Below are 20,094 nucleotides of genomic sequence, written 5' to 3'. Positions count from 1 at the left end.
AGCTACGACCTCGATCTTTAAATATGCTATGTTAGATTGATACAATTCAGTTGTCAAGTTCGTCGCCCAATCAGTCGTGAGTACCGCGCAAAGGTTTAAAACCCGCTGTATGTACAGAACCAGGAAAGACCGGAATAAGGATGCTTCGCCTTATTTATTGGTTTCGCTAACCCCAACCAAATCAAAGATTTTGGTTGGGGACGTAGCTCAACATTTTGGTTCAACCCACTGGCAAACTCAAAACCACTTCTTAACGCTAAAGCTGGTAAAGTCTTGTAAAAGAAGAGTAACAGGAGTCAAGTTATGTGCTTGCAGTGTGTGATTTATTCGACCTTAATGCTTTTCATGCCAGCGCCGCAACAGGCTAACCTAGCGCCGGTTAGCGTTCCAGAGGCTGTGTACAGCCAGGTTAACACAGGGACGGTGGCTAAAGATACCCAGAGTGCGATCGCTCAAATGCTCAAAGAACTCCCGAATTCTCACGATATGAGCTTGCTGCGAGAGGAATTAAACTCGCTGTACGCACGACTGGCTACAGTCAAAGATGACACCCAAGCGCAAAACCTCATCAATGATAGTCTGCGTTCTTTATCCGAACGTCTCAAAGCGCAACCTAATTATGACCGAGTAGCCCAAGCATTGACAGCAATGCTAGTAATAGATGACACTCCACAATTAACTAAGGCTTTAGGCTTGAAGTTATTGCATAACCCAAATAAAAGCGGCATTTCTCTTCAAAACTCAGGTAAAAAAGGAGGTTGGTTGCGCTAGATAGAAGATTTCTTTGATTAGGAATCTGGGTAGGAGATCGGCACTTGCGCCAACATTTTTGGTAATAACCAATAAAATAACTCCGCAAGTGCTAAATAGGTCGGCGCAAATAAATCATTATTGTTACGTTGTTGCGCTTTAGCGCTAAAGCGCAACAACTTACCATGAAAGCATTGAATGAACAGCAAAAAACGACCTATTGGTGTAGATTTATTCGCTGGCGCAGGTGGCATGACCCTTGGCTTTGAACAAGCTGGGTTTGATGTGCTAGCTGCTGTGGAATTAGACCCAATTCATTGTGCCACGCACGAATTCAACTTCCCATTTTGGTCGATCTTGTGCCGGGATATCACAAACATTACTGGCGCACAAATTAGAGAGCGTTCTGGGATTGGCGATCGCGATATCGATGTTGTGTTTGGCGGTTCCCCTTGCCAAGGATTTTCGCTTATAGGAAAACGCGGTTTAGACGACCCGCGCAACGCTCTTGTATTTCATTTCCAGCGCTTAGTTATAGAGCTAAATCCTAAGTTTTTTGTGTTTGAGAATGTGCCAGGACTTACACTTGGCAAACATAAGGAGTTCCTCTTAGAAATTATTGAATATTTTATAGATAACGGCTATCAAGTAGAAGAGAATTACAAAGTTCTCAACTCTGCCAATTACGGAGTACCGCAGAATCGATCCCGATTATTTCTTCTAGGATGTCGTAATGGTTTATCTTTGCCCAAATATCCAGAACCGATTACAGCTATTAACAAGCGTACAGCAGGCAAAAATAATGTAAATATTTTCTCTTATTTGCCACCTGTTCCAACTGTTTGGGATGCTATAGGAGACTTGCCAAAAGTAGAAATATATTCCGATTTGTTGAAAAGAGACTGGGTTATTGCAAAGTATAATAAGCCCAGCGATTATGCTTTTAAACTTCGGGGTATCCATTCTGTAGATAAAGATTATTCTTATGGACGCAAATTTGATTGGAGAATACTAACTTCAAGTTGGCGTACTAACCATTCCCTAGAAGCTATTAACAGATTTCAGGAAACAGAACCGGGCAAAATAGAAAATATCAGTCACTTTTATAAACTCAATCCAGAAGGAATTTGTAACACCCTAAGAGCTGGAACTGCTAGCAATCTCGGTGCTTTCACATCACCTCGACCGATTCACCCATTCATACCGCGATGTATCACTGTACGAGAAGCAGCGCGGTTGCACTCCTACCCCGACTGGTTCAGGTTTCACGTGACAAAATGGCACGGTTTTCGTCAAGTGGGAAATTCAGTTCCACCTTTGTTAGCAAAAGCAATAGCTTCAGAAATTATCTGCGCCTTGGGGGTATTTCCAGTTAAACCTAAGAGAAAAAAGCATTTGGCAAATGAAGAATTACTCCGACTAAATATGTTCCACGCCGCTCAACGTTACGGTGTGAGTCCCCACGCGATCGAGCCAAGAAAAAGGCGTAACACAGCTTTTAAAGAAAAAGAATAAATTCAGATCTAAAAATTACCTGCACACAAATTAAACTGTAGCATTTATATGTGGACTGTTGCGTAAGTCCTGGGTGTTGAAAACCTCAATCATTTTTATTGCAGCAACGCTATTTGTCAACAGCTAGCGATAAGCATTAAAGAGGCTGTCCAGTCTCCATAGCGTGTACCAGTAGTTCAACCGACTCCAGCTTTCTTTCAAGCAGACAGGACATGGGGGTATCTCCCCCAAGTATAGGATGGGGCGATCGCAACCAGATGCGAACGTACTCGATCGACCCATCAAGCAGATAGCGCAACCGCACGATCAGACTCTCTAGTCTGACCATATCATCTTGAAGTTTGTCTGAATCTGGGTTTTTCCTTAAACCGCGAGAGGTGCGCTTGAGAATCTGAGCCATTTCCTCAGTGGAAAATCCCAAAGTCTCAGCTAGCCGAACGGCATCAAGCTTTCCCGTGGCGGCATCGTGCGCCTCAACGATAGTGTGTTCGAGAAGTTTAGGAGACATAGGTCGATACCAATATGAATAAATTCGCCAAAGATGAAATATGTACTGATATTAGTATAGTGTTTGTTCTGCAATTATGCCACTAATTGTTCCTAAATCGGATTTTTATGGTTCCTAATGGCAGTCCAAAGCGGATATTAACTCTGTAAGTAAAGCTTGGAAAGCAGATGTATTGGAAATTTCATTAGATTTACTCATTTTTGTGATAAAAGTTAACAATAGGCCATTAGGAGAAACAGCGATGGCGGCGACTCTGCCAGACATTGATATTGCTCCATTTATAGAACACACCCTGCTGAATCCAACGGCTACCCCAGATCGAGTACGGCAGTGGTGTGAAGAAGCAGAACGGTTTGACTTTGCGACAGTTTGTGTGTATCCTGCCTACGTGCGCTTAGCAGCTGAGTTTCTGCACGGCAAGACACCAAAGGTATGTACTGTAATAGGTTTCCCCTCCGGGGCGACAACTTCGGCGGTGAAACTCTACGAGGCGCAAGAAGCAGTAGAAAATGGTGCCGCCGAGTTAGATGTCGTTATCAATCTGGGATGGTTGAAAACTGGCCAAACAAGCGAAGTGCATCGTGAAATTGCCGAAATTTGCGAGGAAACCGGGCAACCCGTCAAAGCTATTTTAGAAACCGCCCTCCTGACAGATGCAGAGAAACGACTAGCTGCGGAAATATGTATGGATGCTGGTGTGCAATTTTTGAAGACTAGCACTGGCTTGTACGCTGGTGCAACAGTTGCAGACGTGAAATTGCTCAGGGAAGTAACTAAAGGAGGTGTTGGCATAAAGGCGTCGGGAGGCATCCTCACCATAGACCAGGCGATCGAATTAATTATCGCCGGAGCAACGCGTTTAGGCACGTCTCGCGGCCCCGATCTACTACATCAGCGCCATAACCTGAAGAAGGAGCCAAGGGAATAGCCCTAGCAAGAGCAAGAAAGCCCATTGCCCCTTTCTTTTGACTTTTGACTTTTGACTTTTGAGTTCCCTAGCCCCTAATAATGAGTCGAATTTACAAAGCAACTGGTATTAATCTCAAGAGTATGCCTCTGGGCGAGTCAGACCGCGTGCTGACGATTTTGACGTCGGAATTTGGCTTGATTCGTGCAGTAGCACCGGGTTCTCGCAAGCACCATTCTAAGCTGGGCGGTAGGAGTGCGTTGTTTGTGGTGAACGAGCTACTGATTGCTAAAGGGCGATCGCTCGATAAAATTACTCAAGCGGAAACTTTAGAATCTTATCCCGGCCTAAGTCAAAATTTGGCAAAACTAGCTGCCAGCCAATATCTGGCTGAAATGGTACTCTGCTGTGCCTTGAGCGAACAACCTCAAGAAGAACTGTTTGGCTTGCTAAATACACATTTGGGACGTTTGGAGCAGTTGCCCAGCACGACTGACAACAAATCGTTTATTGTCGTAGCTCATCTTGCCCATGCCGTCTTTCACATCCTAGCCCTCTCCGGGATTGCTCCCCAGGTTCAGGCTTGTGCCGTCACCCAGGAGCTTTTGACCCCAGATTTCACGACAGCAGACTGGCGCGTCGGTTTTAGCATCGCAGCTGGTGGAACGGTAAGTTTGCCAGCCTTAGCGCGTTTGCAAGCAGAAGGGCGTTTATCCGCTCCCGGACGCTTGAAGGTGTCGAGATCGCTGTACACTGCACAAGAAGTGCCAGTTGCTGTCATCCTGGGAAATGCTACCAATTCCAAAGGAGGCATCCCAGCCCTTATGGCAGAGAGTAAAGGCGAAATCATCCCGCCACTACAGACTGTCGTTCATCAGCAAGAAAAACCGATGCTCAATACCCAGCTAGGCGCTCAAGATCTGGCACTACTCCAGCAGCTAGCAAAGCCGCAACTGCCTTCTATGCAAGACAATTCATCTCATTTACTTTTTTGCGATCCCAGCTGGTTATCTGTAGAACGAATTTTGCGCCACTATACCCAATATCAGTTTGGGCGGCAGATTCGCTCCGCTGCTTTGATGGATACCTTTTTTGCTTAAGAGCAGATTTCCTCCTGAGTCATGATGCAATGGTTTGATTCTGATTTGGAAACACCAATTTTGTCCCTTAGCCCCCCAACCTTCAGAGAGGCGATACCGGAACTGGCGAATGGGGAATGGGTAAAGGGTAATGGGAAAAATTATGACTCTACGCCGGTTCCCAATTCTCGATTTTTAATATCCCAAATTCAGAATAACCTCACGGAGGAAACAGCATCAATGCCAACTACAGTGAGCGATCTATCTTTAAACGCAAATAAGCGATCGATAAATAATGTTGACCAGGGCGAAACCTCTTTTAAAGAAAAACCCTTTGTGAAGGATATAGTAGAATCCAACGACTTGTTGGCAGGAAACAACGGCTTCGTCCCACCAACCTCTAACGGTCTCGCTTCAACAGAATCTGAGGCCGAATCCGCTCTAAAAAGCCAGGAGAATAAGGAAGCTTCCGATCGGGAAACCGTCGCCGAACTTGGCTTTGTCCCTGTTCTGAAAAACCGTAACTTCTTAGCGCTCTGGAGCGGTCAAGTTTTTTCCCAACTGGCGGATAAAGTGTACTTAGTGCTGATGATTGCGCTGATTGCCAGACAATTTCACACACAAAATCAGACGCTCAGCGCTTGGGTATCGGCAATTATGATGGCCTTTACCATCCCTGCGGTACTGTTTGGTTCTGTCGCTGGCGTATTTGTCGATCGCTGGCCGAAACGGACGGTGCTAGTAGTGACAAATCTCCTGCGTGGTGGCTTAGTGATGGCTTTGCCATCGCTGCTGTGGATTTCTCACGGCTGGGGATCGCTGGGGGGGTTGCCAGGGGGATTCTGTCTGATGCTGGTAGTGACATTTTTGGTTTCCACCCTAACTCAGTTTTTTGCACCTGCGGAACAGGCAGCAATTCCTCTGGTGGTGGAACGTCGGCATTTACTGTCGGCTAACTCGCTTTATACCACCACAATGATGGGATCTGTGATTATTGGCTTTGCGGTGGGCGAACCCCTGCTGGCTCTAGCAGACACGATCGCGGACAAGTTAGGTGCTGGAACGAACTTCGGCAGAGAATTGCTGGTGGGAGGCTCTTATGCGATCGCCGGTCTGATTCTGCTGCTGCTCAAAACAGGTGAAAAAACTAGCCCCACCGAACACGAACCCCCACACATTCTGGCAGACCTGCGGGACGGATTGCTGTATCTAAAACAACAGCGCCGTATCCGCGCCGCCTTGCTCCAACTAATAATTTTGTTTTCTGTATTTGCGGCTCTCTCAGTTCTCGCGGTGAGCCTAGCCGCAGGGATTCCAGAAATGAAACCCTCCCAATTTGGCTTTTTAATGGCTGCTGGAGGCGTTGGCATGGGCATCGGTGCGGCAATTTTAGGTCACTGGGGTCAACGATTTTCCCATACCTGGCTCAGTCTCTGCGGTTCTGCGGGAGTGGCTGCTTCGCTGATAGGTCTGTCCCTATTCACTGAGAATCTCTGGATTGTCCTGCTGCTGATAACCCTGATGGGAGCCTTTGGCTCATTGGTGGCCGTACCGATGCAAACCACCATTCAAAAAGAAACTCCTCCCGAAATGCGGGGGATGGTGTTTGGGCTTCAGAACAATGCGATTAATATTGCGCTGACTTTGCCTTTGGCCTTAGCTGGGGTAGCAGAAACTTTCTTCGGCTTAAAGACTGTTTTTTTGGGTTTAGCAGCAGCTGCGATCGCAGGAGGGCTATTTACCTGGTATATTTGCCGTACAAGCTCCCACACGTTAACAAAAGCTGACAAACCCACTTGCTAATTGGGTTAATTGTCAATTGTAAATTGCAAATGACCAATGACCAATAACGTCTTTAGCCTTTAGCCCATAAATGCTGCACATCGCTTGGCTTGGAAAAAAATCACCCTTTTGCGGCAATGTCACCTATAGTCGGGAAATTACCAACGCTTTGCTAGACGGGGGACACCAGGTTAGCTTCCTCCATTTTGCACAAGATTCCGACCCTGAGAATTGGCCAGAGTGTGCGGAAGTTTCCCTGCCTTTTCTTTACAAATCGCAGGTTTACACGATTCCCACACCGAAATCGAGCAAAGTCTTGATGGAATCTTTACGGAATCTCAAACCGGATCTAATTCATGCCTCTCTGACACTATCTCCGCTGGACTTCCTACTGCCGGAAATTTGCGAACAGCTAAATTTGCCTCTGATAGCAACGTTCCACACTCCCTATGCCCGCAAGGGAGCAACAATTAAATCGGGAACGCAATTTCTGGCTTATCAGCTCTACTCTCCTTTCCTGGCTAACTACGATCGAGTTATCGTCTTTTCCGAAATTCAGCGGGAGTTACTGGTTAAAATGGGCGTACCTACAACCAAGGTAGCCGTAATACCTAACGGCGTAGATGTCCAGAAGTATTCGCCTGGCCCTTCTAACCTGAAGTCAGAATTTAACGCTAAACGCATCTTCGTTTACCAAGGTCGAATTGCCCAGGAAAAAAATGTAGAAGCCTTATTAAAGGCTTGGCAAATATCAAAAATGGGGCCTGATTGCAAGTTGCTGATTGTCGGCGATGGCCCTTTGCGGCCTTCTTTAGAGCCTTTTTACGATTCTGAGTACGGCATCGTCTGGATGGGATTCTTGGCGGATGAACAACGACGGATCGAAATTCTCCGGGGATCTGATGTTTTTATACTACCTTCTTTGGCCGAAGGACTCTCTCTGTCTCTCCTGGAAGCGATGGCTTGTGGAGTAGCTTGTGTGGCTACAGATGTAGGTGCGGATGGTGAGGTTTTAGAAGGGGGATGCGGTGTAGTTATCAATCCCCAGCGGGTGAAGACGGAGTTGCAAACTCTGTTACCTTTATTACGAGATCACCCTGACTTTACGATTCGCTTGGGGCTTCACGCAAGAGCGAGAGTTCTAGAGCGCTATACCCTTAATAACAATATCGCTCAGTTGGAAAAACTCTATGAGCAGGTGTTGCAGCAGCGGAGATTTACGTATAGCCGCCGCGCTTAATTAGAAGCAATGCTAGTCAATTGTTAGCGATCGCTTCATTTATCTTCGCCTATCCTGACGATAAATGAAGCCTCTTTTTGATAAAAATAATATTTATCTACTGCATCAATACAGCGGTAACCGCTGTATTGAAGTACATTTTAGGTAGGGGCTCCGCATTCCGGCAGATGATTTATTGGTAATCAGGAAAGATGAATTACCGGAATGCTTCGCCCTTCCCCTTCGCATACTGTACCGCATAACAGGGGTTCCCGCTGTATCATTAGGTATAGCAGCAGTCAAGGCTATTAGGACATCCTAAAATGCCAGAACCAATTCACAGCAAGCATTTCACTTTTGACTTTTGAATGAGTGACTTTTGACTTTTGCTATAATTGCCATCCTAAGCGGGTTGGCTGTTCGTATATTCGCTTCAAGGTATTGATGTCTCTGGGGGAAATCAGGGGTGAATTGCGAACTTGAGAGAAATATAAGGCATCTGTTTCTTTGGGGCTGTGACCCCAGATACCGAGTGCGTGACCGAGTTCGTGACGGGCGCTGGGTAGGGTATAAATAGGTGCCTGGTTGGGACTTATCTGGATATTGAATCGGTGGGATAAAACAGTCGGGGCGTCTGGAGATTTGCGGATATAAAACTCGTAGCGGGTTTCAGCGGAACGAACGCGGGGCAGTTGCAATTGTCCTGTGCTGGGGTCTAAGGATGGACGTAGGGGAGGGCGCGATCGCAAAATGGTGATATCGGCACCATCTGGCTCTTTCACCACCTCTAGCGGCAAGTAAACGCTCCATTCCTGCACTGCCTGTAAAAGCGCCTCTACCCATTTTTTAGAGCTAGAGGAGTTATTGGCAGGCGACTCTTCTCCCATAAAGATATATACTTTAATAGGGAATTCAGACCAGACCAAATAACCTACTTCTGTCGGCTTTATTTCCGAAAAATAATCACCGCTGTTTGCGGTATCTTGCCACTCGGCTAGTGCTGGCGGCAATGGATGCGCTTGGAGGGGCGGTACATCTGCCGATAGAGACATTCCCCCCCATTGACCGACAGCCAGGACTAGGATGGTAGTAAAGATAGCTAATGCTCTAGGCCACTTGCGCTGCAAATTAGTCATTAGTCATTAGTCATTAGTTATCTACTCACGCAAGTTGCTAGTGATAAGCTTATGGGTTTCGATCCCCCTAAATCCCCCTTAAAAAGGGGGACTTTGAATCCGGTTAAAAAGGGGGGACTTTGAATCCGGTTCCCCCCTTTTTAAGGGGGGCTAGGGGGGATTGAACAGACAATATTTGTAACTAGCAACTTGCGTTACTAATGGGGAATGACGATCGAAAAGACTATCCCCAATGCCCAATGCCTAATAACTAATAACGCAAGTTGCTAGTTACATTCAGCTTTGGTGCGTCAGAGCAATAAAATTAGCGATCGTCTGGCAAATTTTTGGGGTCTGACGCACCCTACAACCTGAAAAATACCTCAAAATTAATAACTAGCAACTTGAGTTAATACACTATTGCGGTAACAAATGGGCGCTCAAAACCACAGTTAAACCCATAAAAATCACCGTAAGTGCCCAGGTAACCCGGTTTAGTGTTATTTCTGCACTTTTGGTACTGCTAAACAACTGCGCTTGGCCGCCTATAGCCCCAATCCCATCTCCTTTGGGACTGTGCAGCAGCACTAAAATAATTAGACCTAAAGCAGACAAGGACCAGATAACTTCTACGACTTTGACAATGGTCATGGGTAATTGGTAATTGGTAATTGGTGATTGGTGATTGATAATTTCAAATTTTAGATTTTAGATTTCAGATTTAATTGCAATCTGCAATCTAAAATCTAAAATTCCCCATTACCCAATTATAGGGAAAGTCGAACGGGTGTCCGATTGGCTTTAACTTGATATTCAGAGGGTGCCAAGATGGAAACGCCCGTCATCTCAGGTGGCTGAGGCAGCCTTAAAATTTCCAGGATGGTGGGAGCAACATCTGCTAGACGGCCATCGCTTCGCAGGCTTACTTCCGTACCGTATCCGGGGATTTTCAGACCTTCTCCTTCCACTAGGATAAAGGGAACTGGGTTAGTTGTGTGAGCCGTCCAGGGGTTTCCTTGCTCATCCCACATACATTCGGCGTTACCGTGGTCGGCGATGATAATTGCAGTTCCTCCAGCCTTGTTAATGCTCTCTATTAGGCGTCCCAAACATCGGTCTACGGTTTCCAGGGCTTTAATGGTGGGTTCCCATTGGCCGGTGTGCCCCACCATGTCCGGGTTGGCGTAGTTGATTACGATCAGGGAGTAAATGTGTTTTTCAATTGCCTGTAACACCACTTCTGTTAGCGGTTCGGCTGACATCACCGGGGCCCGATCGTATGTGGCCACCATCGGACTCTGCACCATCTCCCGGTCTTCTCCCTCAAACGGTTCTTCAAGACCACCGTTGAAAAAGTAGGTGACGTGGGCGTATTTCTCGGTTTCGGCGGTGCGGAACTGCTTTAATCCGCGATCGGAAATCACTTGTCCGAGCAGGTTGCTGAGATTCTGCGGCTCGAAAGCTACTAATACGGGCAAGTCTGACTCGTACTGGGTAAAGGTAACAAAACTCAGGGGGCGGATTTGCTCTCTTTCAAAGCCGTTAAATGCGGGACTGACTAAGGCGCTACAGAGTTCTCTGGCTCGATCGGGCCGGAAGTTAAAGAAGATGATGCCATCGCCTGATTCCACGGCTCCAGGGGCAATCCTGGTGGGGATGACGAATTCATCGTTTACGTCTTCCGCGTAGGAGGCCAGCAATACTTCGAGCGCAGAACGATCGTCTCCCGAACCATCTTGGGTCATTATATCGTAGGCTTTTTTAACTCTGTCCCAGCGGCGGTCTCTATCCATCGCGTAGTAGCGACCGCTGATGGTGACTATGCGCCCTACTCCAATTTGGTCTATGCGGTCTTGAATTTTTTGGATTGCTTCAATGCCTTCTTTTGGGCTGGTATCCCGACCATCGGTGATGGCGTGAATGCAAACATCGGCAATTTGTTGTGCTTTGGCTAGATCTAGCAATCCTAGCAGATGACTTAAATGGGAATGCACGCCACCTTCGGAACACAATCCCATGAGATGCAGCTTACTACCCTTATTCCGAACTTCTTGGCAAACTTTCACTAACGCTGGGTTGGACAGTAAGGTGCCATCTTCCAAGGCATCTGAGATGCGAACTAATTCTTGCGGTACAACCCGCCCAGCGCCGATATTGAGATGCCCCACTTCGGAGTTGCCCATTTGGCCTTCTGGCAACCCTACTGCTTTCCCGGAGGTGCGAAGCAGGGTGTGGGGATAGGCTGCCCAGAGGCTATCCATCACGGGTGTGTTGGCAGCGGCTATGGCGTTACCGTCGGTTTCTTCACGGTAACCCCAGCCATCTAGGATTATTAGCACCACTGGAGAGACAGGCGCTTGGGCCATACACGATCGCTCTTTGTGTCAGATATTCATCCGAAATCATATCACCGACTTATGAATAGAGGACTGTGCTTTAGTTAGAATTTTGCAAGTTTGGCATCTGTGGGCGATCGGTTGGTAATAGGCTAACAATGCTCTGTTTCAAATACTTTGTAGATTTGTTGCCTTCGATCCCAGATTCCTTGTCAAATAGTAAATATAGAGTTTTCTTAACTCTGCTTTACATTTACTTATTTTTCTTAGCTTGGCGTTTTCTCGTTGCTCTTACCAGCGCTGGGGCATAAATCGGCAATGATACAGCGATCGCGGGAAGCTCCTCAGTTGATAGGAAATATGCTGAGGTAATTTTAGCTTGCATCTGCCGATGGAATGAGTTTTGGCAGAGGATCGGTAATTACGCAGAAGAAAAAGTCGCCTAGAACAGCCAAATTCCATTAGTCTTGGCTAGCACTTTATCAAAGCTTTACATTTGTGGCGATAATAGGCCGATTAATTAAAGATTGTGTGAAGTTTTACTTTGAGAAAAGACGTAGCAGTACTAGGTTCTTACTATGGCAGGTATACGTAGAAATACTGGCATTTGCGTATTTCTAAGTAAATTGTCTGCTTTCAGCTTGCAAAATTAGAAAAAACTATTGGTGGGAAGATTTGCAATGAAACTAAACAGACTTAGCGCAATCATCAGCACGCTGACTCTAGCAACGATGTTCAATTTACTCAGCGTCGTCAAGCCTGCAACTGCTGGCACCCTAACGCTGTTTGGTCTGGACGACAAAAATACTCTATTTTCCTTCGGTGCTTCCGATCCTACTGCCACTAGCAGTATTGGGGTCACCGGGGTTGACGGCACTTTGCTAGGTATCGATTTTCGTCCAGCCAACGGTCTGCTCTACGGTCTAGCGGACAGCAATAAAATCTACACAATTGACACCAGTACTGGTGCTGCTACTTTCGTGAGTACCCTTTCCACTAGCTTCACCGCCGGACTGAAGTCAGGATTTGATTTTAACCCAGTACCCGATCGCTTGCGGCTTGTCGGTACAAATGAGCAAAACCTCCGCACCAACGTGGATACTGGTGCGGTAATTACTGATGGAACTTTAGCCTATGGAGCTGGGGATATCAACGCCGGGGCAGATCCAAATATTACCGCTGCGGCTTACACTAATTCCTTCAAGGGTGCGATCGCAACCCAACTGTACGGTATTGACTCCGACCTCGACACATTAGTTCTGCAAAACCCACCTAACAATGGCACCCTGACGACGATCGGTTCTCTGGGCTTCGACTTCGACGAGACAGGAGGGTTTGATATTTTTACGGCTGATGGAGTGAATACTGCGATCGCCGCCTCCAACTCGAACCTATACAGCGTCGATTTGTCCACAGGTGCTACTACTGCACTGGGCATTATCGGTAGCGGTGACATAAAGATTGTCGGACTCGCGGCTACTTCCGTTCCTGAACCTGGGACTGTTGGCGCTTTGATCGGTTTCGGTGCTTTTGGTTTACTAAGTGGCTACCGTCGTCGCGCCAAGTCGCTGAGTTAGGAAATTTTCTGGCTTCTCAAAGTAGGGTGGGCAATGCCCACCTGACTTTATTTGCGTTTGGCGGCTGCTTTTTTGGCAGAGTCTTTAGCTGCTTTTTTAGCCGCTTTTTCGGCCTCAATTACTGCTAATTTTGCCTGTTCTTTTTCTTCGGCAATCTTATCCAAATAGTAATGATAATCTCCTAGATAAACGCGAAATTCGCCCTCGCGAATTTCGACAATTTTGTTAGCTACTTGGGAGATAAAATAGCGGTCGTGCGAAACTATAATTGCCGTACCATCATAGTTTTGCAGTGATTCTTCCAACATTTCTTTGGCTGGAATATCCAAGTGGTTAGTCGGCTCATCCAATATTAGTAAATTGGCTGGACGCAAAAGCATTTTAGCTAAAGCGAGACGTGCTTTTTCACCACCACTTAAAGCTCCAACTGGTTTAAACACTGTATCGCCACTAAATAGGAAACGACCTAACAGGGTGCGAACTTCTTCATTTTTCCAATCAGGTACTTCATCATGGATAGTATCCATGACAGTTTTGGACAAATCTAAAGCTTCAGCTTGATTTTGTTCAAAGTAACCGGGAATAACATTGTGAGCGCCTAATTCTACTTTACCTTGTGTAGGCTTTTCCATACCCATAATCAGGCGTAGGACAGTAGATTTGCCAGCACCGTTGGGGCCGAGAAATGCGATGCGATCGCCCCTTTCAATTAACAATTCGGCTCCCAAAAACAGAATTTTATCATCGTAAGTATGCACCAACTCTTTAATTTCTACCACTTCGCGTCCGCTGCGGGGTGCTGGGGGAAAGCGGAAGTGCAGAGTTCGTAAAGAACCTGTTGGTGCTTCAATCTTCTCTATTTTGTCTAATTGTTTCTCGCGGCTTTTGGCTTGGGTACTGCGGGTGGCGCTAGCGCGGAATCTGTCTACAAAAGCTTGCTGTTTTTCTAGTTCTTTTTGCTGACGTTCGTATGCGGATAGTTGTGCGTCTTGCGCCTCAGCTTTTTGTTGTAAATAGGCAGAATAGTTACCAAGGTAAGTATTGGAAACCCCTCGTTCTGTTTCAACAATTTGAGTGCAGAGGCGGTCGAGAAATTCTCGGTCGTGGGAGACAATTACCATTGGGGTGTTTAAACCTTTCAGGTAAGTTTCCAACCACTCAATAGTTTCTAAATCTAGGTGGTTAGTCGGTTCGTCCAGTAGCAAAATATCGGGTTTTTGCAGGAGAATTTTGCCTAAACTCATCCGCATTTGCCAGCCACCACTAAAAGCGCTGACGAGACGATCGGTATCTCCTGGTTCAAATCCCAGTTCTGGTAAGATTTTATCAATTTGTGCTTCCAAACCGTAACCGTCTAAAGCTTCAAATTGCCGCTGTAGTTTATCCATTTTATGGATAAGTTTATCTAAGGCTTCTGGCGTAGAGGCTTCCAGATCGCGATGGACTTGCGAAAGTGCTTCGTGTACTTCGTTCGCTTCTGCAAAAGCACGCCATGATTCTTCTTTGACGGTGCGGGTGGGGTCTACTTCAAATTCTTGGCTGAGGTAGGCGATGTGCAAACTGGCGGGACGGATGATTTCGCCTGCGGTCGGTTCGATTTCGCCTGCTATAATTTTTAGTTGGGTAGATTTACCCGCACCGTTGACGCCGACTAAGCCGATGCGATCGCCTGGTTTGACTTCCCAGTTGACATCTTTAAGGACTTCGCCGGTAGGATAGATTTTACTGATATGTTCGAGTCGCAGCATCAAGGGTCTCCAAGGAAGATAGAAGCGGGGGAAGTTTAGCGCCACACGAGTGCGATCGCTATGGCCGAAACAATCTTAACAAAATTTAATGCAGATTGAAGCACTCAGAAACCCGGTTTCTGCTTTTAACTGTCAGTTTTGGGGATAATCCAAAATCTAAAATCCAAAATCTAAAATCGAATGACCGACCAACGCGCAGATTATGATAGTCCTTGGAAAGAAGTCATTGAGGCATATTTTCCGCAATTTTTGGAATTCTTTTTTCCTCTAGCTTATGCTGCGATCGACTGGACGCGACCTTACGAATTTTTGGACACCGAACTGCAACAGCTAGAACCAGATGCAGAAATTGGCAAGTGTCTGGTGGACAAGGTGGCTAAGGTTTGGTTGCTGGATGGCGAGGAAGTTTGGGTATTGGTTCACGTAGAGGTGCAAGGCCGCTATGATGTGGACTTTGCCAAGCGGATGTATATTTATAATTATCGATTGTTCGATCGCCACCAGCAACGGGTCATCAGTTTGGCGGTTTTAGCAGACGAACGGGAAAATTGGCGACCTGACCGCTACGGTTATGAATTGGCGGGATGTCGCGTCAGCTTGGAGTTTCCGATCGCCAAACTTTTGGACTACGAAACGCAATGGGAAACTTTAGAACAAACTACCAATCCCTTTGGGATGGTGGTGATGGCGCATTTGCGGACTAAGGCGACGCCACAAAACCCAGAGAGTCGTCTACAGTGGAAATTGAACCTAGTCAGACGGTTGTACGATCGGGGATATAGCCGCGAAGATGTGGTGCAATTGTTTCGGTTTATTGACTGGGTAATGGTTTTGCCAAAAGAATTGGCGTCTAGTTTTAAACAAGTAGCTAGAAGTTACGAGGAGGGTAATAGAATGCGTTATGTAACCAGTATTGAACGGCTGGCAAAAGAGGAAGGAATTGTTGAAACGAGTCGAGGTCATATTATTCAATTCCTACAGACGCGGTTTGCAGAAGTGCCAAATTCTATTGTCGATACCTTGAATGGGATAAACGATGCGTCTGTGTTGCAAACACTTTTTACTAGATCGATCGCAATTAGTTCTTTGGCAGAATTTCAGGAAGTTTTAGATGAGATGGCGTTAGGGAAATAAGCGATTTTGGTTTGAGGGGAAAGAGGTGAGCGGGTAAAGTTCGATCGCCATTTTCCCCCACAGCTTAACAGTGTACACCTGTAGTTTCAATTAGAGGATTGCGGTTGCGCCGCCTTCTTTACTTGTTCTACATCCAACTCTAACGCCTGTGCTATTTGTTCTACAGTTAAACCCAATGCTAAAAATCGGGGTACTGATTCTAATTTCGCTGCTATCTCGCCTTCCTGACGACCTTCCCGGAAAGCATCTTGATAGACTCTTGTTTGCTTTAACTCACTCAATCCAAACATTGCTTCTATCTCCTCTTGACTCTTGTTTGGTAACTTGTAGACTAAGATAGTCTCTATCAATTGTAATACTTTCATCTGAGCTAGTTGTTCTGGTATTTCTTCCCTGACTTTACCGATCAGATTCCTTGCTTGTTCAATGGCGCTTTCTTCTGAGGAAATGACTAATTTGATAGTTCCAATACCAATGGAACGCTCTGCTACTGAGTCTAGCTCATTTAGATAGATGCGTCTGACTCGCTGACTGGCGAAAAACTCGCGGTAATGTTTGATATCTCCTGTATCTGCGCTTTGGGTTGGATATAGAACTACTGCACGCCAGTCGTTTTGGGGTTTATTTTGGCGTAAGTATAAGCAGATTTCGGCAAAGAAGCGAGAGTAGAATTCTGCATCTGGTTGAAATTGAACTTCTAGAAAGTAGATTGGGTTATCTTCTTCTTCGGCAGGTAGAAAGACGCCATCGATACGGAAGGCGGTTTGTTTAATTTCAACTGATGAGAATTGATAATTATTAGCTTCTTCTGGGGGACGGTTGATAAGTTCAAAGAAAATGCTGGGGAAGCTTTGGAATAGGCGATAGAAGAGAGAGTCAGTTTTCACGAATTGGGAGAATTGGTGGGTTTATTTAATTATAATATGAGGGCTGTCAGGAAGATAAAGACTTTATCCCGAACTTAAGGAACTTAAGCTAATTGACTAATTCTGTTCGCTCAATCTTCTAGCGGCTGAAAAGCTTGCTGTTACTGCATTTGCGGAAATTTCGCTACAAAAGCTTATCTTCTGGCTTAACTTCGGGATCTCCACTGGTTAAGGTTGGTGGGAAAGTGCAAACTAGACTCTGTTACCCCAAAAGTTGGGAGGGAGGTAATCAGTGGTTAGTTTATTTGCGCCTTCAGAAGTTGAGATGTTTTCAGAAGCGGTGATGGGAACGGTGGAAAAGACTATTTCTCAAAATCAGCCTGGAAGAGTTAAGTGTTTGGCTACTTATTGGCCTGCTCGATTTTATCATTCTAATTGCGATGTTGTTCTTTTTCCTGATGAAGTTGTGAAAGTTGTTGGTAGACAGGGAATTACTATGCTTGTGCTTCCGGTAAATTTGGGGAATTGATAAATATAATGTTGTATTTTTAAGACTGGCGCAATGCTAGAATTACTTCCTGTGCTGACTGGCGTTGAAATTTACCTGCATGGAAATCTGCCAAGGTTTGTTGAGCATCGGCTGCCATTTTTGCACGGCGATTTTCGTGGAGGCGATTTTGGAGAATTTCGATCAGCATTTCCTGCTGTTCGTAGGGCAGTTGCAAAGCAGTTTCTAGCACTTGGTCAAGGGGATTCATGGGAATGTTATTATTGCCTGTGATTTGGAAAGGGAATGCAAATTTTGAGTAAATTATATCACTTATTTCTGGGTTTGGTGAGGTACTATGCTTGTGGTTCCGGTAAGTTTGGGGAATTGATAAATCAAGGTTTTATTTTTAAGCCCTCCAGGGGTTAAAATCTCTGGCTAATAGCGAAAGTCCGTTTTAATGGAATGAAGAATTTGTATTGAGTCCACACCCGCCTCAGACTCAAGTCTGAGGCTAATAGCGAAAGTCCGTTAAAACGGACTGAAAGATTTGTATTCAGTCCACTTCAGTGGACTTTAGCTATTAGCCTGCGATTTGAATCGCAGGCGGGCTATAAGCGTAGCCATTGAATCGTGTTTACATTTACCCCTTACATGAATTATTTCGGAATATAATATTCAACCAAACGGGGATTATCGATTTGTTTAGAAGCATCTAATATTTCTAATCCCACGATATTTCCTTCCTTGTCATAATCAACGATAAATCCTGGTTTTGCTTCATCGCTTTCTTCAATTGGGGAATTGTTAAAGATCATTCTCATAACATCTACTTCCGAATCGTAGGTAATTTTCATGGCTGTCTCCAATATTTATCAATTCAGCGGTTAATGATTTTCCCCATTTTCCATCGCCCGCCGCACTTTCTCAACTTGCTTGGGTGCTTCCATTTCAGTGAAGAGTCGAATTGCTTGTTGAAATTTTGGCTGACTTTTTTCGGTGTCACCCATTTTTTGATAAGTTAAGGCAACCAAAGTTCCTGCTTATCGTCAGGATCTCCTCTGGCTGACATTGTTGGCAATTTACAAAATGAATTCAGTTGATAAATCGAGAGTGTTGGTACAATCCTATGGAAGACAAAGATTTCCAAGACTTTTTAACTGCACTGGGTATTACCGCCAGCGTCCTGACAATTTGGCCTTTTTGTCCCGCTTTAGCAATTGGATCGAGTGTGGCGATCGCAATTCACCTATATCGAATCAAAAAGCAACAAGATAAAGACGAACAATAGATCGAGTCGCCACATCCGCCCAGAAATCATCATTGTGTAGGGGCACGGCACAATTAAACCTTTTCTCTCGCCCAAAATATCCCAGATGCCGTGCCCCTACAAACTCTCTTCTCTCTTCTCTCTGCGTACTCTGCGTCTCTGCGGTTCAATTCAAAATCGCATCCACCAACAAATCCCCCCCAAACCTTACCACATCAGTACAAGGCAACCCTGTCTCCATCTTAACTTGCTCGATCGCATTTCTCGCCCCCGCCTCATCCAAATGTCCGGTATTGAGTGCGATCGCAACTACCTTCACTTCCCCAAATGCACCCCCAGCACTACCAACCATTTCATACAATTTAATCACTTCTGACAAAGGTGGAATCACAACATGAGGAAGATTGCGAATATGAGTTTGTCCGGCTCGATGTACTAATATTAAATGAGTAGGTTGAGAACCGCGCAAAAGTGGCAATGTAGCTGTGGAACCTGGATGCAGCAGCGAACCTTGTCCCTCTATATAAAGGATGTCGTCATCTTCGCCAAAGCGCATCACCAATTGTTCGACTGCACCAGCAGCAAAGTCTACCCGGATCGCATCCAACGGTATCCCATCACCGGATATCATAATTCCAGCTTGTCCGGTAGCGAGAAATTTCGATCGCAATCCTCGCTTTTGTGATGCCCGATTCAACTCCAGACAAGTTGACATTTTGCCTACTGCCATATCCGTTCCGACAGTTAACACGCGGCGACAAGAAAGCGATCGCGCTTTTGCAGTCCCAACTCCTAACCCAGCCGGTTCCTGTCGCACATCCCAAATCCATTGTCCTTCTTTCAGTAATCCCTGTATTTCTGGATGAGATGCCAGTCGCGTATGCAATCCGTTTACTACTGACAATCCAGATGCTACTGCTTGTTTGATTTCCTGAAACCAGATATCTGGCAATATTCCACCCGAAGGCGCTATGCCGATCGCCAATACATCTGGATTGTATAAAAGTGCATCTTCCACAGAAGCAACGATCGGTACATCGCGAGATATTCCTGTCAGTTTTGGCAATGATTCCCCAGCACATTGCTGATCGATTACTGCCACAATTGACGCTTCGCTGTAGCGTAACAAGGTTAGCCCGGTTTTTCCGTGAATGCCGTGAATTCCTTCGTGTAATAAAATCGCTACCCGGTGATTAGATTTAAGCATAAATTTTACTCTCAGGACTTCCGCAAATTGTATGGCGATCGCTAACTTAAACTGGTTCTTTCGTGTCACATAAGCTGTAGTAGGGACACGGCATAATTAAATCTTTTGTATGACCGACATATTTATGATGCCGTGTCCCTACAAAAATGTTCATAACGAACATTAGCAGGCCGGATTCCGAAAGACCCATTAAGTTTAGTGGCTTCAGAACGGGAATATTGCTCATAGCTTAATGAACCACAATTTGCTGTGTACCAACAAACTCCGTCTTGAATACTACTTCTTCATCCTCTAAGAGCATTTCAATTACTTCGCGGAGATTCTCTTGCAACTCGTCTAAAGTTTCTCCTTGGGAGTGCGCTCCAGAAAAACCAGGAACATAACCAACGTAGAGGTTGGTATCAGAATCTCGCTCGACAATCGCAGTGAATATTTTCACAAGCTGATTATATTTACTTGACTATAACGATATAGCTAGGGACTAGGGACTAGGGGCTAGGGGCTAGGGAAGAGGGAAGAGGGAAGAGGGAAGAGGGAAGAGGGAAGAGGTTACTCCGTAAGGGATTATGGACTAAAGGTAACAGTTGGAGTTGG

Annotated in this window: 21 protein-coding genes; 10 read left to right on the top strand and 11 right to left on the bottom strand. The window is 45.7% G+C overall.

All coding sequences use genetic code 11. The features are described from left to right. Positions 1 to 345: 345 nt before the first annotated feature. Positions 346 to 771, top strand: coding sequence for a hypothetical protein (locus LAY41_RS15570; RefSeq protein WP_249099479.1), 426 nt, complete (start codon positions 346 to 348; stop codon positions 769 to 771). 177 nt (positions 772 to 948) lie between these two features. After that, on the top strand, positions 949 to 2,265 hold the full coding sequence (locus LAY41_RS15565) for a DNA cytosine methyltransferase (RefSeq protein WP_249099477.1): 1,317 nt from the start codon (positions 949 to 951) through the stop codon (positions 2,263 to 2,265). A 136-nt stretch (positions 2,266 to 2,401) separates the two neighbouring features. Here LAY41_RS15565 and LAY41_RS15560 read toward each other — a convergent pair whose 3' ends face one another. After that, positions 2,402 to 2,773: an antitoxin Xre/MbcA/ParS toxin-binding domain-containing protein gene (locus tag LAY41_RS15560; RefSeq protein ID WP_249099476.1), complete on the bottom strand. Its 372-nt coding sequence runs from the start codon at positions 2,771 to 2,773 to the stop codon at positions 2,402 to 2,404. A 241-nt stretch (positions 2,774 to 3,014) separates the two neighbouring features. Between LAY41_RS15560 and deoC the strand changes: the two genes are divergently transcribed. The 4 genes from deoC to LAY41_RS15540 all read left to right on the top strand — a co-directional run bounded on the left by deoC (position 3,015) and on the right by LAY41_RS15540 (position 7,781). After that, a complete protein-coding gene (deoC, locus tag LAY41_RS15555; protein WP_249099716.1) occupies positions 3,015 to 3,701 on the top strand; it encodes a deoxyribose-phosphate aldolase in 687 nt (228 codons plus the stop codon). Positions 3,702 to 3,781: 80 nt separating this feature from the next. Next, positions 3,782 to 4,780, top strand: coding sequence for a DNA repair protein RecO (gene recO, locus LAY41_RS15550; RefSeq protein ID WP_249099472.1), 999 nt, complete (start codon positions 3,782 to 3,784; stop codon positions 4,778 to 4,780). Positions 4,781 to 4,801: 21 nt separating this feature from the next. Then, on the top strand, positions 4,802 to 6,562 hold the full coding sequence (locus tag LAY41_RS15545) for an MFS transporter (RefSeq protein WP_249099469.1): 1,761 nt from the start codon (positions 4,802 to 4,804) through the stop codon (positions 6,560 to 6,562). 73 nt (positions 6,563 to 6,635) lie between these two features. Continuing rightward, positions 6,636 to 7,781, top strand: coding sequence for a glycosyltransferase family 4 protein (locus tag LAY41_RS15540; RefSeq protein WP_249099713.1), 1,146 nt, complete (start codon positions 6,636 to 6,638; stop codon positions 7,779 to 7,781). Positions 7,782 to 8,149: 368 nt separating this feature from the next. Here LAY41_RS15540 and LAY41_RS15535 read toward each other — a convergent pair whose 3' ends face one another. From LAY41_RS15535 to gpmI, 3 genes are all read right to left on the bottom strand, one after another. After that, positions 8,150 to 8,896, bottom strand: coding sequence for a peptidase (locus LAY41_RS15535; RefSeq protein WP_249099466.1), 747 nt, complete (start codon positions 8,894 to 8,896; stop codon positions 8,150 to 8,152). Positions 8,897 to 9,292: 396 nt separating this feature from the next. Next, positions 9,293 to 9,526, bottom strand: coding sequence for a preprotein translocase subunit SecG (secG, locus tag LAY41_RS15530; RefSeq protein ID WP_249099462.1), 234 nt, complete (start codon positions 9,524 to 9,526; stop codon positions 9,293 to 9,295). Positions 9,527 to 9,642: 116 nt separating this feature from the next. Continuing rightward, the gene (gene gpmI, locus LAY41_RS15525) at positions 9,643 to 11,241 is read right to left on the bottom strand and encodes a 2,3-bisphosphoglycerate-independent phosphoglycerate mutase (protein ID WP_249099459.1); all 1,599 of its coding nucleotides are present in this window, start codon (positions 11,239 to 11,241) and stop codon (positions 9,643 to 9,645) included. 650 nt (positions 11,242 to 11,891) lie between these two features. On the opposite strand from gpmI, the gene LAY41_RS15520 reads away from it, so the two are divergent. Then, complete coding sequence (locus LAY41_RS15520; RefSeq protein WP_249099457.1) at positions 11,892 to 12,788, top strand: DUF4394 domain-containing protein; 897 nt, start codon at positions 11,892 to 11,894, stop codon at positions 12,786 to 12,788. Between the two features lie 47 nt (positions 12,789 to 12,835). Here the strand turns inward: LAY41_RS15520 and LAY41_RS15515 are convergent, their stop codons facing one another. Then, positions 12,836 to 14,536, bottom strand: a complete 1,701-nt coding sequence (locus tag LAY41_RS15515; protein WP_249099454.1) for an ABC-F family ATP-binding cassette domain-containing protein — start codon at positions 14,534 to 14,536, stop codon at positions 12,836 to 12,838. Between the two features lie 180 nt (positions 14,537 to 14,716). Here LAY41_RS15515 and LAY41_RS15510 point away from each other — a divergent pair, with 180 nt between their 5' ends. Beyond that, positions 14,717 to 15,670 carry an RpnC/YadD family protein gene (locus LAY41_RS15510; protein ID WP_249099450.1) on the top strand — a complete coding sequence of 318 codons (954 nt, stop codon included), beginning with the start codon at positions 14,717 to 14,719 and terminating at the stop codon, positions 15,668 to 15,670. An 86-nt stretch (positions 15,671 to 15,756) separates the two neighbouring features. Here LAY41_RS15510 and LAY41_RS15505 read toward each other — a convergent pair whose 3' ends face one another. Further along, positions 15,757 to 16,557, bottom strand: a complete 801-nt coding sequence (locus LAY41_RS15505) for an Rpn family recombination-promoting nuclease/putative transposase (RefSeq protein WP_249099448.1) — start codon at positions 16,555 to 16,557, stop codon at positions 15,757 to 15,759. A 271-nt stretch (positions 16,558 to 16,828) separates the two neighbouring features. Here LAY41_RS15505 and LAY41_RS15500 point away from each other — a divergent pair, with 271 nt between their 5' ends. Beyond that, positions 16,829 to 17,065 (top strand): NfeD family protein, encoded by a 237-nt coding sequence (locus LAY41_RS15500; protein WP_249099446.1) that lies wholly within the window; start codon positions 16,829 to 16,831, stop codon positions 17,063 to 17,065. Between the two features lie 19 nt (positions 17,066 to 17,084). Here LAY41_RS15500 and LAY41_RS15495 read toward each other — a convergent pair whose 3' ends face one another. The 3 genes from LAY41_RS15495 to LAY41_RS15485 form a co-directional block, all read right to left on the bottom strand. Then, positions 17,085 to 17,294, bottom strand: a complete 210-nt coding sequence (locus LAY41_RS15495) for a hypothetical protein (protein ID WP_249099443.1) — start codon at positions 17,292 to 17,294, stop codon at positions 17,085 to 17,087. Between the two features lie 388 nt (positions 17,295 to 17,682). Continuing rightward, entirely contained in the window at positions 17,683 to 17,880 is a 198-nt protein-coding gene (locus LAY41_RS15490; protein WP_249099440.1) for a DUF2283 domain-containing protein, read from the bottom strand. A 30-nt stretch (positions 17,881 to 17,910) separates the two neighbouring features. Next, the gene (locus LAY41_RS15485) at positions 17,911 to 18,057 is read right to left on the bottom strand and encodes a hypothetical protein (protein ID WP_249099437.1); all 147 of its coding nucleotides are present in this window, start codon (positions 18,055 to 18,057) and stop codon (positions 17,911 to 17,913) included. 95 nt (positions 18,058 to 18,152) lie between these two features. Here LAY41_RS15485 and LAY41_RS15480 point away from each other — a divergent pair, with 95 nt between their 5' ends. After that, a complete protein-coding gene (locus LAY41_RS15480; protein ID WP_249099433.1) occupies positions 18,153 to 18,314 on the top strand; it encodes a hypothetical protein in 162 nt (53 codons plus the stop codon). A 145-nt stretch (positions 18,315 to 18,459) separates the two neighbouring features. Here LAY41_RS15480 and LAY41_RS15475 read toward each other — a convergent pair whose 3' ends face one another. Beyond that, on the bottom strand, positions 18,460 to 19,500 hold the full coding sequence (locus tag LAY41_RS15475; protein WP_249099429.1) for an N-acetyltransferase DgcN family protein: 1,041 nt from the start codon (positions 19,498 to 19,500) through the stop codon (positions 18,460 to 18,462). 229 nt (positions 19,501 to 19,729) lie between these two features. Next, complete coding sequence (locus LAY41_RS15470) at positions 19,730 to 19,939, bottom strand: type II toxin-antitoxin system HicB family antitoxin (protein ID WP_249099425.1); 210 nt, start codon at positions 19,937 to 19,939, stop codon at positions 19,730 to 19,732. Between the last annotated feature and the right edge of the window lie 155 nt (positions 19,940 to 20,094).

This window comes from Argonema galeatum A003/A1, from assembly GCF_023333595.1.
Classification (GTDB): Bacteria; Cyanobacteriota; Cyanobacteriia; order Cyanobacteriales; family Aerosakkonemataceae; genus Argonema; species Argonema galeatum.
Note: the sequence above shows the minus strand (reverse complement) of the source record. Positions and strands in the feature narration are given on the sequence as shown.

Coding starts and splice junctions, on each gene's coding strand:
- LAY41_RS15570 (WP_249099479.1), top strand. CDS start 346: ATGCCAGCGCCGCAACAGGCTAACCTAGCGCCGGTTAGCGTTCCAGAG.
- LAY41_RS15565 (WP_249099477.1), top strand. CDS start 949: ATGAACAGCAAAAAACGACCTATTGGTGTAGATTTATTCGCTGGCGCA.
- LAY41_RS15560 (WP_249099476.1), bottom strand. CDS start 2,773: ATGTCTCCTAAACTTCTCGAACACACTATCGTTGAGGCGCACGATGCC.
- deoC (WP_249099716.1), top strand. CDS start 3,015: ATGGCGGCGACTCTGCCAGACATTGATATTGCTCCATTTATAGAACAC.
- recO (WP_249099472.1), top strand. CDS start 3,782: ATGAGTCGAATTTACAAAGCAACTGGTATTAATCTCAAGAGTATGCCT.
- LAY41_RS15545 (WP_249099469.1), top strand. CDS start 4,802: ATGATGCAATGGTTTGATTCTGATTTGGAAACACCAATTTTGTCCCTT.
- LAY41_RS15535 (WP_249099466.1), bottom strand. CDS start 8,896: ATGACTAATTTGCAGCGCAAGTGGCCTAGAGCATTAGCTATCTTTACT.
- secG (WP_249099462.1), bottom strand. CDS start 9,526: ATGACCATTGTCAAAGTCGTAGAAGTTATCTGGTCCTTGTCTGCTTTA.
- gpmI (WP_249099459.1), bottom strand. CDS start 11,241: ATGGCCCAAGCGCCTGTCTCTCCAGTGGTGCTAATAATCCTAGATGGC.
- LAY41_RS15520 (WP_249099457.1), top strand. CDS start 11,892: ATGAAACTAAACAGACTTAGCGCAATCATCAGCACGCTGACTCTAGCA.
- LAY41_RS15515 (WP_249099454.1), bottom strand. CDS start 14,536: ATGCTGCGACTCGAACATATCAGTAAAATCTATCCTACCGGCGAAGTC.
- LAY41_RS15510 (WP_249099450.1), top strand. CDS start 14,717: ATGACCGACCAACGCGCAGATTATGATAGTCCTTGGAAAGAAGTCATT.
- LAY41_RS15495 (WP_249099443.1), bottom strand. CDS start 17,294: ATGAATCCCCTTGACCAAGTGCTAGAAACTGCTTTGCAACTGCCCTAC.
- LAY41_RS15490 (WP_249099440.1), bottom strand. CDS start 17,880: ATGAAAATTACCTACGATTCGGAAGTAGATGTTATGAGAATGATCTTT.
- LAY41_RS15480 (WP_249099433.1), top strand. CDS start 18,153: ATGGAAGACAAAGATTTCCAAGACTTTTTAACTGCACTGGGTATTACC.
- LAY41_RS15475 (WP_249099429.1), bottom strand. CDS start 19,500: ATGCTTAAATCTAATCACCGGGTAGCGATTTTATTACACGAAGGAATT.